This window comes from Candidatus Nitronauta litoralis, from assembly GCA_015698285.1.
GTDB lineage: Bacteria > Nitrospinota > Nitrospinia > Nitrospinales > Nitrospinaceae > Nitronauta > Nitronauta litoralis.
Window position 1 is genome coordinate 2,603,760 of sequence record CP048685.1, and the last position, 12,405, is coordinate 2,616,164.

The 12,405-nt window shown below is 47.2% G+C and carries 11 protein-coding genes; 7 read left to right on the plus strand and 4 right to left on the minus strand.

Going from position 1 to position 12,405, the window contains the following annotated elements:
• Nucleotides 1-528: 528 nt before the first annotated feature.
• The 7 genes from flgC to G3M70_11885 are packed head-to-tail and all read left to right on the plus strand — an operon-like array spanning nucleotide 529 to nucleotide 6,902.
• The gene (flgC, locus tag G3M70_11855) at nucleotides 529-966 is read left to right on the plus strand and encodes a flagellar basal body rod protein FlgC (GenBank protein QPJ62525.1); all 438 of its coding nucleotides are present in this window, start codon (nucleotides 529-531) and stop codon (nucleotides 964-966) included.
• 41 nt (nucleotides 967-1,007) lie between these two features.
• Nucleotides 1,008-2,591, plus strand: a complete 1,584-nt coding sequence (gene fliF / locus G3M70_11860; GenBank protein ID QPJ62526.1) for a flagellar M-ring protein FliF — start codon at nucleotides 1,008-1,010, stop codon at nucleotides 2,589-2,591.
• 19 nt (nucleotides 2,592-2,610) lie between these two features.
• Complete coding sequence (gene fliG / locus G3M70_11865) at nucleotides 2,611-3,621, plus strand: flagellar motor switch protein FliG (GenBank protein ID QPJ62527.1); 1,011 nt, start codon at nucleotides 2,611-2,613, stop codon at nucleotides 3,619-3,621.
• A gap of 5 nt (nucleotides 3,622-3,626) precedes the next feature.
• Complete coding sequence (locus G3M70_11870) at nucleotides 3,627-4,499, plus strand: hypothetical protein (GenBank protein QPJ62528.1); 873 nt, start codon at nucleotides 3,627-3,629, stop codon at nucleotides 4,497-4,499.
• Between the two features lie 3 nt (nucleotides 4,500-4,502).
• Nucleotides 4,503-5,825, plus strand: a complete 1,323-nt coding sequence (locus tag G3M70_11875) for a FliI/YscN family ATPase (protein QPJ62529.1) — start codon at nucleotides 4,503-4,505, stop codon at nucleotides 5,823-5,825.
• A gap of 1 nt (nucleotide 5,826) precedes the next feature.
• Nucleotides 5,827-6,264, plus strand: a complete 438-nt coding sequence (gene fliJ / locus G3M70_11880; protein ID QPJ62530.1) for a flagellar export protein FliJ — start codon at nucleotides 5,827-5,829, stop codon at nucleotides 6,262-6,264.
• Nucleotides 6,261-6,902: a hypothetical protein gene (locus tag G3M70_11885; protein ID QPJ62531.1), complete on the plus strand. Its 642-nt coding sequence runs from the start codon at nucleotides 6,261-6,263 to the stop codon at nucleotides 6,900-6,902. Before fliJ ends, G3M70_11885 begins: the two co-directional genes overlap by 4 nt.
• On the opposite strand, the gene G3M70_11890 is transcribed toward G3M70_11885, so the two are convergent.
• The 4 genes from G3M70_11890 to G3M70_11905 are packed head-to-tail and all read right to left on the minus strand — an operon-like array spanning nucleotide 6,899 to nucleotide 12,305.
• Nucleotides 6,899-7,552 (minus strand): DUF502 domain-containing protein, encoded by a 654-nt coding sequence (locus G3M70_11890; protein ID QPJ62532.1) that lies wholly within the window; start codon nucleotides 7,550-7,552, stop codon nucleotides 6,899-6,901. The genes G3M70_11885 and G3M70_11890 overlap by 4 nt on opposite strands.
• Before the next feature lie 44 nt (nucleotides 7,553-7,596).
• Nucleotides 7,597-8,832: a tetratricopeptide repeat protein gene (locus G3M70_11895; GenBank protein QPJ62533.1), complete on the minus strand. Its 1,236-nt coding sequence runs from the start codon at nucleotides 8,830-8,832 to the stop codon at nucleotides 7,597-7,599.
• Nucleotides 8,833-8,845: 13 nt separating this feature from the next.
• On the minus strand, nucleotides 8,846-10,378 hold the full coding sequence (locus tag G3M70_11900) for an AAA family ATPase (protein ID QPJ62534.1): 1,533 nt from the start codon (nucleotides 10,376-10,378) through the stop codon (nucleotides 8,846-8,848).
• 40 nt (nucleotides 10,379-10,418) lie between these two features.
• On the minus strand, nucleotides 10,419-12,305 hold the full coding sequence (locus tag G3M70_11905; protein QPJ62535.1) for a hypothetical protein: 1,887 nt from the start codon (nucleotides 12,303-12,305) through the stop codon (nucleotides 10,419-10,421).
• Between the last annotated feature and the right edge of the window lie 100 nt (nucleotides 12,306-12,405).

A 12,405-nucleotide genomic window follows, 5' to 3' on the forward strand; every position in this document is an offset into this window, starting at 1 on the left:
ATATGCTTGTGTTGTTAAATTCGTCATATGAATAAAAAAACAGGAATTGAAATTATGAAGTTAAGGTAATGGGATTTATATCGATATCAAAATCTTTTTTTATATGAGTTTTTATTTTTGAAATATTTTTATTTCGCCCGAAAAGTACATTTTATTACAACTATTTGAAAAATATGGAACTGCTTTTTAATAAAAATATTTTGAGGTTATTTTAAATTTCATTTTAATTCTGTTAGGAAATTCCTTTCCCTGGGATATTGGACTGAAGGAAAAAGAGACCAAAAATCTCCCGCCCTTACGTCAAAAAAGTGACTTTCCAGGATCGCGCTAAAAAATATCCAAAGTAGCGCAATACAAGTCTTTTGGAAACAACCCTTTATAAAATAAGTCTTTGGGCGTGTTTAACGAGTTCTGTTAGATGGGTTTCCTGTTTCCGGCATAAGTATTGCTTGTCATTCGTCATAGGAGAGGTTGTTTAGAAGGTTGGGTGAGTGACATTTTCAATTTGACTGAAAGAAGAGGGTGGCTATGGATTTCCTGACAGCAATGAAAATCAGTTCCTCCGGGTTATCGGCTCAACGCAAACGGATGGAAGTTATTTCCAGCAACCTAGCGAATATTGAAACCACCCGGACACCGGAAGGGGGACCTTATCGTCGGAAAGAGGTGGTCATCAACGCCTTGCCAGTAGATAACGAGTTCGCTTCTGTATTAAAAAATGAGGTCGGGGATAAATTACGTGAAGTTGTGGTTACCGGAGTTGTTGAGGATCAGTCGGACCCTATTCTGGTTTACAACCCGGACCATCCCGATGCGGACGAACGCGGCTACGTCAAAATGCCCAACGTTAATATGGTCAAGGAAATGGTGGATTTGATCAATGCATCCCGATCATTTGAAGCGAATGTTCAATCGATAAATACAGCTAAAGCAATGGCTCAACGAGCTATTGAACTTGGAAGGTAGCATTTTCTAAAACTTTTTATTAATTGACTCGCAAATAGATTATGGAAAAAATTCTGCAATTCTTTCAAGGCCTGGGGCAGCGTTTCCAGGAGTTAACCCCGACCAATAAGGCGGTCGCGCTGGGTCTCGTGGCGCTCATCATGGGGTCCTTTATGGCGATGGCGCTGTGGTTGCAGGAGCCTGACTATCAACTACTCTATGCCAATCTTTCAGAAGAAGATGCAGGCACTATCTTTGAACAATTAAAAACTCAAAATATTGAACCTCAATTAACGCACAACGGGACTTCCATTCACGTGCCATCTCACATGGTTCACGAACTCCGTCTTAAGCTGGCAAGCCAGGGTCTTCCAAAAGGAAATGAGGTCGGGTTGGAGTTGTTTGAAGAAATGCCGTTGGGTATGACCGAATTTATTCAAAAACTAAATTTTCAACGAGCCTTGCAGGGAGAACTTGCACGGACGATCACCACTCTGGATATTGTCGACATGGCAAGGGTTCATCTGGTTATTCCGAAAGATGATGTTTTTATAAAGGAGCAAAAAAAAGGGAAAGCCTCGGTCATGCTTAAATTACGGGCGGGTCGCTCCTTAACGGAATCCCAGGTTCAGGGAATTGTCCATTTAGTGTCGAGTAGCGTTGAAGGTGTGGACACCAAAAATGTTGTGCTGGTCGATTTCAAGGGCAACATCCTTTCGGGTTCGCAGGGAGCTGCCGAAGGGGCGATCCTGACCGCTACCAACTACAAGCACAAACGCCGGGTCGAACAACAACTTGAGCAAAGTATCATTCGTATGCTGGAAGATGCTCTGGGACCTGACAAGGTCATCGCCAGAGTGACCGCCGACCTGAATTTTGACAAGGTTGAAAAAACGGAGGAGATTTTTGATCCCGATTCCCAGGTGGTGCGTAGCGAACAAGCCAGTAATGAATCCGTAACGGGTGCAGTTCCGCCTGGAGGAACTCCGGGGGTCGAGTCTCTCCTTCCTGGCGCAGATGGGCAGGCTGGAGAGGGCCTTGGGCAACCGGCTAAGCGGAATAATGAAAAAACGACTTTTAATTATGAAATCAATAAGGTCGTCAAGCACACCACCCAGCCGACTGGTTCCGTAAGAAAACTTTCGGTAGCCGTTATGGTGGATGGGCAGATGGCGGGAGATCCTCCAGCCTATCAACCCAGAACGCCGGAAGAAATGTCTCAACTGGAGGCTATTGTAAAATCAGCTGTGGGTTATGACGAAAAACGCGGCGATCTCATAAAGCTTGAAAATGTGGAATTTGACCGTACCCTGGAACTGGAGCAGGCTGCCCAACTGGAGCAGGAAGAACTGATCCATCAGGGTGTTGAGATTGGTAAATACCTGTTTGTTGCTATAATAGTTTTATTCTTCCTGTTTAGGGTAATCCGCCCGCTGGTCAACTGGGTAACAACCAGCGTTGAAGTTGTGGAAGAAGATTCGCACTTGCCGACACCGGAAGAAATCGAAGCCGCCGAAGAAGAAAAGCGGCTTGCAAGAATGACTCAGCAAAACCTTGAAGTTCGCAAAGCCGTGAATGATTTTGTGGACAATGATCCGAAATACGCCGCAGGTGTCCTGCGAAAATGGCTTCGTGAGCGAGCCTGATCTTTAAGGGACCTTCAGTATGTCGACCCGAAAATTTACCGGACCGGAAAAAGTAGCCATCTTTTTGATGGCATTGGGTGAGGAAGCTGCCGCAAAAATTATGGCGCAGATGGAAGACCGAGAAATCCAGACTGTCGGAAACTACATGTCTGCCTTGTCCGACATTGACATGTCGGTTCTGGATCAGGTCACCAAGGAGTTTTATACCGCAGTTGAAACAGGTTCCGGAGGACTGGGTATCCCGGGACTCGACTTCTTGAAAAGCACTCTCATGCAAGCCATGGACCCTGCAAAAGCGACTGAAATTCTGAACAACATCACCACTCCCGGTGAAGACCTTGGGGGTGGCCTCGAGACAGTTCGTATGCTCGAGCCAAGGATTATCGCCTCATTTCTGGAAAATGAACATCCGCAGACATCAGCGATTGTGATGGCGCATCTCGAGGCCAGTGTGGCCAGTGCGACGTTGCGGGAGCTTCCCGAAGAAACCCGGATGGAAATCATTCACCGCCTCGCAACATTGGAGCGCGTGTCCCCTCAGGTTATAAGAGAGCTCGATGAAGCACTACAATCGGAATTCCGGACCTCAGGTGCGGTTTCTGGAAGTAAACTTGGCGGGGTGGCCTCGGCGGCCCAGGTTATGGGTTCCCTCGACCGGGCAGCGGAGTCCGCTATCCTTACTGCCATGGACGAAATCGACCCTGATCTTGCCAATGAGATCCGAAACCTCAGGTTCACCTATGAGGATCTGTTGAAAATTGACGACCACGGATTACAACTGGTTCTTAAGGAAATAAACCAGGAAGATTTGCTTGTGTCATTGAAAACGGCGAGTGAGGATCTCCAGGAAAAAATCTTTTCAAATATGTCGGAACGCGCTGCAACCATGTTAAGAGAGGACCTCGAATCTCTTGGACCAACCAAAATCAGCGAAGTCGAAAAAGCACAGCAGAAAATTGTGTCTACGTGTAAACGGCTTGAAGAAGAAGGAAAGCTGGTTATTGGAGGGGCTGGCGAAGAGCTGGTTTAGTCAATATGGATAGGTTTACTCCGCAATTTTTCACTTCCGAAGAATCTTCCCCTGAATCCCAGGAAAGCGGGTTTCAGCAGGAATTTCAACCGGAAGATTTTAACGCTTCCTCCGAACCCCCTTCAGTCGAAAAAAAAACTTTCAGCTTCGATAATGAAACGCAGAGAAACTTTGATCCCACCAATGTGGATAAAGCCAGAGTAGGTGTCCAGGAGATATTTAAGGATGCCATGGATCGCCTGAAGGCTCAGGCTGAAAAGATAAAAGCTGAGGCCCAGGGAGAAGGCTTTGCCGCTGGCGAAAAAGCCGGTTTCGAGTCTGGAGAAAAGTTTGCGCGTGACGAATTCACTCCTTTTTTAAAAACCCTGGAAGAACTGGTTCGGGAGTTATCCGAGTTCCGGCAAATGATGTATGCCAAGGTTGAACGGGAAATGATTGAAATGATCGTGCAATTGACCAAAAAAGTGATTCATGCCGAGCTCACTACTCGTGAAGATTCAATTCAAGATGTCATTCGATTGGCAGTGCAGACCGTCCTCGATCGGGAAAATATGATAATAAAAGTTAATCCGGGAGATCAGATTCATGCCGAGACCTATCGCCCGGAGTTACATCACCTGTTCGACGAAATAAAAAATATTACTATTGAAGGGCAACCTTCAATAGAACGCGGTGGTTGCTTGATAGAGACCAATTTTGGAACAGTTGATGCCCAGGTGAGCAACCTCAATGATCAAATTGATCGAATTCTTGGTATAGCGCCTCCTGAGCATAGAGAAGAAAAACCATCTTCGAAAGAAAGCGAGAATCCTAATTTTCCGTGGGAAGCCTCCGGACCGGAGTCTGAAGATCTCGACGATAAATCGGAAAGCGAGTGAGCCATGGATCAAACCATCGATCTGTCCAAATATAAAACATTTATTGAGCACTTGCCGCTGGTGACGAAACGTGGCCGGGTCAACCGTGTGACAGGCTTGATCATCGAAGGTGATGGTCCCGCCGTTCCCATTGGAACCACTTGCACCCTGTACTCGAATGACGGCAGCGCGGTGACTGAAGCCGAAGTGGTGGGATTCCGTGATAAAAAAGTATTTCTTATGGGACTGTCTCATTCAACCGGGATAGAGCCTGGCAGTGTGATCGAATCCCGGGAAGAAACCCCGACATTTGAGGTAGGCCCAGAGTTGCTGGGACGAATCATCGATGGAGTTGGTCAGCCTCTTGACGAAAAGGGCCCACTGCCCTCTGGGATCAAATATCCCCTGCAGGGAAAAAGCCTGAATCCACTTAACCGTGCCCGTATTACAAAACCTCTGGATGTTGGAATTCAGTCCATCAATGGTCTGCTTACCTGTGCAAAAGGCCAGCGTATTGGAATCATGGCCGGAACCGGGGTAGGTAAATCAGTTTTACTTGGAATGATGGCCCGCAATACAGAAGCAAGCATTAATGTAATCGCGCTGATCGGTGAAAGGGGCCGGGAAGTTAAAGAATTCGTAGAGGAAAACCTGGGGCCGGAGGGGCTTGCGAAATCTGTTGTGATTGCGGCTGCTGCAGATCAACCACCATTGGCCAGGCTGCGAGGGGCTTACATTGCCACCACCATAGCAGAATATTTTCGCGATCAGGGCCAGGATGTCATGTTGATGATGGATTCGGTCACCCGTCTCGCTTTTGCACAACGGGAAATTGGTTTGTCAGTCGGTGAACCACCCACTACGCGCGGCTATACGCCTTCAGTTTTCTCACTCCTGCCCCGCTTGTTGGAACGTGCTGGTAATGTAGAAGGACAGGGCAGTATTACAGGAATGTACACGGTTTTGGTGGAAGGTGATGACATTAATGAGCCGGTATCGGATGCAGTTCGCGCCATACTCGATGGTCATATTGTTTTGTCGCGAAAACTTGCCACTCACAACCATTACCCGGCCATTGATGTTCTACAGAGCATCAGTCGCTTGATGATTGATGTGGTGTCTAAAGAGCATTATCAATTGTCCATGCGTTTTAAGGATATCCTTGCGACCTATAAAGAAGCAGAAGACCTGATCAATATTGGGGCGTATGCACGGGGTAGTAATCCTAAAATCGACCTCGCAATAGAAAAAATCAATTCATTTAATCAATATTTGCAGCAGGGAATGCTGGAAGCTCGGCCGTTAAGTGAATCTATCGCCCGATTAAAGCAGATTCTGGAGAATTAACATGCGATTTCGATTTGAGTCCCTTTTGAGGCTCCGGAAAAACCAGGAGAATATGCTGCAACGGGAAATGGGCAATATAAATACCCATCTTGTCAGACAAAAAGATAAGCTCGCGAGCCTTCAGAATATCACCGCTCAAAGCCGGGAGGAGTTTAACCGGCGGATCGCCGTAAATCCTGACCAGAATTTACTTGGGGTGTACCACGATTTTTTTAGAGGAAGCCAGGTTAATAATGCAAAACAAGCCCAGGTTATTTCAGAGGTTGAAGAGCGAGCAGATTCTAAACGAGAAGAGTTGAACGAGGCAGTCAAAAAACGGAGAATCCTGGAAATCCTGGAAGAGAGGCATCAGTTTGAAGTAAAAAGGGAAATGCAAAAGCGTGAGATGGCAGAAATGGATGAAATCGCCAGTACCCGTCGCATGAGGGATTATCTATGATACGCCTGAACTTGATTTTGATTGGAGCCTTGTTCATAACCATGTCCTTCACCAGTTTCATCCCAATATTTCATGGTGATGTGTGGGCCCAAACCAAGCTGACTGAACCTCCCGTGGATCTTGAAAACCGGGAACCTCCTGTGTTTGACGAAAATGGAAATACACCAGAGCCTTCCATACCGGAGGAAAAACCCGAGCTACCACCCGAGCCTGCTGGTATTAACCCGGAAACTCTCCGCATGATGGAAATGATCGAACGAAAAAACCGGGACTTGAAACAACGTGAAAATGAAATGGCATTACGCGAGAAAAACCTTCAGGCACTGGAGGCAAAGATCAATGGAGACCTGGCCAAAATTGAGAAAGCTTTAGCCAGAAGCGAAGAGCAGGTGGGTATCAAGCGCGACCTGATCGACAAAAATGTAAACAATCTGGTTAAGGTTTATTCGGCAATGAAATCAGCAGAGGCTGCCCGTTTGTTGGAAAAACTGGATGAGGGAGTGGCGATTCAGATTGTGTCACGCATGAAAAGTAAAACCGCAGGTTCTGTGCTTGGTAAAATGGATACAAAAGTGGCCAAGCGAATCAGCGAAAGGATTGCAGGTAAACTCCTGGACGATAACCCCCAAGCCAATTAACCTTCTTCTTTCCGAATAGAGGCGTTCCCCTTTTTTGAACCCCCAGCTTCGAAAATTCCAAAGGACAAAAGCATTTTGATGCCTTCTTCCCGGCTCATCTTCAGTACCGTGACCTGATCGCGCGGTACCACCAGTAACCAGCCGAGCGTTACATTGGGGAGCATGGGAACAAATACGTTTACAGAATTTTCACCCGTGCGAAGCAAGACCTCCCCTGAGGAATCACAGGCCGCCAGACCCATGACATAAGTGGATAAGTGCGGATACCGCAGCATTACCATGCGTTCAAAAACCCGTTTGTCTACTTTTGAAATGGAATCGACTACCTGTTTGATGGTGGTGTAGACAGGTTTAACAAAGGGTATCGATTGCAGTAGTTCCTGACCCCGACGGACAACTTTGATTCCAATATAGTTTTTTGCGAATACCCCAACCAAACACATTAACAGGCAGGTGATGAAGAAACCCAGCCCGGGAAGATGGAAGTCTTCCGGCAAGGGGGCACCCGTTTTGAGAATGATTTCGCGCACCAGTGGCGCTACTAAATGATCGAGCTTTCGTATCAGGAATGAAAAAAGAAGATAGGTGAGCGCAAGCGGAACTGTGACAAGCAGCCCGGCCAAAAAACTTTTTTTAAAATAATCACCCACGGATTACCTCAATGCATTGAAAGACGTGAGTTATAGAAATATGTTTATTGCAGAAGTTTGAGGTGGGCTTTGACTTTGCTGGCAAGTTTTGGTCGCAGGGAGGCACCCAGTTCAACAAACCGGGAATAATGGGTAATGGCGTTGGGGTAGTCGCCTTCCTGTTCATAGAGAAGAGCCAGATTGTAGTGCGCTTCGATTTGACCAGGATTCATTCTTAGAATCGACTGGTACAGTTCACGTGCCTTGAAAGGATTATCCTGCTTCTTGTACACGCTTGCAAGGTTGTTGTAGCTCTCGAGGTTTCCTGGATCGATTTCAATGGCTTTTTGAAAGCTGGCGATGGCCGCCGCAGGGTTATCCTTTAGAAAGTAGATCAATCCAATGTTGTTATAAGCCTTTACGTATTTTGGATCAAAGTGAATTGCTTTCAGGAATCCTGTGACCGCCTTGTCAAATTTACCGAGTTCTTTGTAAATGAGGCTCCGGTTATTATAAATTTCTGCATTTGTCGGGTCCAGTTGTAATGCCTTGTTGTAATAATCAAGCGCCTCGATAGGATCCTTGGTGCGTTGATAAAACACACCCATTTTAAAGAAAAACTCCGAATCCTTTTCAGCCGGGGCCTGGGTGCCCAATTCTCCGGTTTTCTTCTTGTTAACATTTGATTCGGAAGATTGCTTCGCATTTTTGGAAGCGGAGGAATTATTGTTTGGAAGCGAGGCGACCACCGCCTTTTTAACCGGCGTCTTTTTGGGTGTGAGGGAAACTTTTACTTTCCCCGTTTTCTTTTCAGGTTTTCCCAATGCCTTCGAGTTTTTGGATACCCTGTTTTTCCGGGATGGCTTTACCGTGGACACAGGTTTTTTCTCAATTTTTTTCGGGGCGACTGGAGAAAGGGAAACTGCTTTTTTCTTTACCGGTTTTTTAGCCGGTTCAGGTTTTTTGACTTCCACACGTTCAGGTTGCGAAGGATTTACGACAACCGGGACGGGTTTTTTTGAAATGGAATTAACGGGTGAGGCTTCTGAAGAAGATGCTGGCGCTGATACCTGGTGTGGCGTGACTCTGGCGACCTGTTTTGTGTCCTGTGTGTTGAAAACAAAGGTTACCAATCCAGCTAAAGCCAGGGTTGGTATTGTAATCCACAAAGACAATCTGAAAATTGAAGGATTTTCGGAGACTGCAGAAGGTTGGGAATCGACCAGGTTAAACGCAGGTCGGGATTCAGCCTGGCTACGATCGTCGTGGGCCCTTTTGAGACTTTCGGAAATCAAACTCAAGGTAACCCTCCTGTTATCCGGATCTGCTGATAGAAAGGAGGATCGGGGAGCGTCCTGAAAACTTCAAAGCATTGAGGTGAATGCGGGCCTTGTCCAAAGCCTCGTATGGCCCTACATAAACCACATACCAGGGTTTGCCGGTAGACCGGACTTCTTTGAGGAAAGACTTGTAGCCTTCCCTGCCAAGCTCTGCGATCAGCGCTTCCGCGTCCTTTTTCTTTTTCGAGGAATGAACTTGAATCCGATAGTAACCACCTTCACTATTGGGGGTCAGTACCGACACTTGTTGCTTTTCCTTTGAGATCACAGGGGATTCCGGTTCGGGAACTTTTACGATAGTTTCTTTTTCGTTAACACCCTTTTCTGCTTTGTCTGACGCCGGCGCAGAAATCGGAGCTGCTGTAGAAATTTTCTCAGGTGTCTGTTTTACGGGTGTTGTGGTCATCAGTGATTTGCCGTTGACCGTTTGCTCCCATTTAGCCTGGACCCATTGCTGCAGTCGTGGCAGTCCACCCTTTCCGCCTCCAACAAAAAAGGCAAGACCTGCAATGAAAAACAGGATGGAGACCGCCACTGGAAGACGTTCTTTGAAAAACCGTTTGAGGAAAAACTCTTTTCCCTCTTCACCCAGCAGGCTGCGGATACCCTTGCGAACATGCTTCGCTTCAATCCGGTCGACTTTGGCATTGAATCCCCCGAGCAGTGCCCGATCACATACCAGATTAATCAAACGTGGGTAACCTTTTGAGTAGTTGTGTATTTCCTTAAGGGCACCGTTGCTAAATGTGGTACGGGCGGTTCCACAGGCGATCAGAATGCGGTGGTCTATATAGTTTCTGGTTTCTTCAAGGGATAAGGGCTGCAGTTCATACTGGATAGAAATTCGTTGTCGGAGTTGTTTTAATTCCGGAGATTTGAGTTTCTCTTCCAACTCCTTTTGACCGACGAAAATTATCTGTAACAGCTTTTCTTTTTCAGTCTCCAGATTGGACAGCAATCGCAATTCTTCCATAATATCCAGAGAAAGATTCTGTGCTTCATCAATAATGATTACTGTCGAGCCGCCTTTGGCGTGCTGATCCAGCAGGAACTCATTGAGTGCATCGAGTAATTCTTTTTTGGTGGCGCGGTTGACCCAGTTGCTAACTACCTGTGGAGTTTCATCGGAAGTTACTTCAATGTCTTTATCCTTTGCCTCGTCTCCATCATCGATCCTACGGGGCCGGGAAGCCGCCGCAGCCATTTCCAGTTTCGGAGTGATCCGTAAATCGTGGACCAGAGTGCGAAGCAGGTCTACATCGGAAAGCATCGGGTTTACTATGAGAGCTACCTGAATATTTTTGTCCAGCCGATTGAGCAGGCACCGGCTTAAAGTGGTTTTTCCTGCTCCAATGCCTCCGAGGATGACGATAAAACCTTCACGCTCCCGAATACCGTAGAGCATGTGGTCCATGGCACCCTGATGGTGTTTGCTGAAGTATAAATATTTCGGGTCCGGGGTCAGGTTAAACGGTTTTTCCCGGAAATTGTAAAAGGCTTCGTACATAGTTGTCCGTAAAGATAGTTATGCTCTGGTGATCTAGAGATCAACCCTTTGGGAGCACAAAATTCTGTAGTCGTTTTTCTTCCTGCTGCAGCTTTTCGTCTATCGCTTTGCCTGCCATCACCTGGGGGGTGAGCATGATGACCAGCTCCGTTTTCGCATCAATGTCCTCTTCATGTTGGAACAACCGCCCAACAATGGGAATTTCACCTAATAGAGGAACTTCATTCTGGTTTTTGGATTTTCGGTTTTTCATCAACCCGCCAATGACGATGGTCTGTCCGGATTGGGCCAGCACCACATTGTTGGATTCGCGCACATCCAGGACCGGGATACTGGTGCGTCCATCAGGAGCAACACGGTCACCGGACTTTTCTGAAATGCTGGTGTTGATGTTCATCATCACCTGGCCGTTTTCGTTGATTTGCGGCAATACATCGAGAACGATTCCGATGGTCAGCGATGAAGGAATAAAGGTGGTTGTCTGGGTCCCGGTTTCGGATGCCGTTACGACTTGCGGGATGAAAAACACGTCTTCCGTACCCACCTTGATCACCGCCCGTTGGTTGTTGAGGGTCGCGATCTTGGGACTGGAAAGAACACTGACATTACCCTGCTGCCCGAGCGCATCGATCATGATGTTGAGCTGGGTGTTGCTGAGTCCGTAGAAAAAACCAGCCGAGCCCTGGATAAAAGTTCCAAGTGGACTGGATGCTGTTTTGGCCAGATTGAATACATCCCCGAACTGTTGATTTACTCCTGGTTCGTTGTCATGCAGAATATTGACCGGGGAAACAAGACTCCAGTCGATTCCCAGTTTGAATTCGTCACGCAGATTGACTTCCAGAATTTTGGCCAGGATGAATACCTGACGCTGCGCCGAACCTTCCACGGCTTCCAGAAATTCCGCGATCTTGATCAGAACATCCGGGAAATCCTTGACCACGATGATCCCGGCCTGCCGGTTGATCGTGAAGAACCCTTTTTCCTTGGGTTCTGTTGTCGTGGTGTCGTCGGATGAATCGGCGGTATCAAGTTCGCTGCCGGTTTCTGAGTCCTGACTTTGTGCGACCCCACCGATTCCTGTAGAAGCTCCGAGTCCGCCGGATGCACCTTGCTGAGTGATGTCGGGACGATCTCCCTGGGTCTCAGCATCGGTCACCAGGCGTTTCAGACCAAAAAAGATTTCTCGCCAAAGGTCGGTTTCTTCCGAGGTGAACAGGTTGTTGAAAGTTCGGCCGGAACCGGTTCCAGATCCGCCACCCACACCGGCTCCAGCAGTGCCTGTATTGAGGTTGCCTGCTCCGCCACCAGAGACACCTATGGAAGTGGTGCTGGCCGTTCCCTGACCACTCGTGGCCTGGAGGTTGCTCACACCCTGTCGACGGGTGATGATGTAATTCATCTGGAACAACCGGGTTTCCATTTTTTGCGGGACCACATGGATGAAGTCCCCTTCCAGGGTCCATTTCAATCGATGGGGGAGAAGCAGATTGTCCAGGGCTTCGGGCAAAGTGACATCTTTAAGATCTACGGTTACTTTTCTTGAAACACCCGGCTCGATGATAATGTTTTGTTTGATTTCCTTGGCCAGGGCAAGCAGGACCGTTTTAATTTCTACATCCTGGGCTGACAAAGAAAAGAGCGGACCTTTACGTTCTACCGGTTTTTTTTCTGCAGTGGCAGCATCTTCAATAATTGGGGAAACCGGTTCCTGGCCCGGAACGAAATCCGTTTGCGGCATCAACAATTCACGGCTGTCGCCGCCCGGTCCTACAAACTTCGGGCGCTGCTTGGCAGGAGGCTTGGCTTTGGCCGATTCAAGTGGCTGTGGCTGGGTAACAGTCTCTGCGCTCTTCAGGGTGGAACAGGAAGACAATCCCAGAAACAGGACCAGCAACAGAGGAAGATTTTTGATCCTAGTTGTCATTTAGCCGATTTCATACTTAATTTATATTAATTTAACTAAATTATACTACATCAAAAGGCAACTTATGTCCAAAAATATCTTTGAAAAATAATAGGTTATG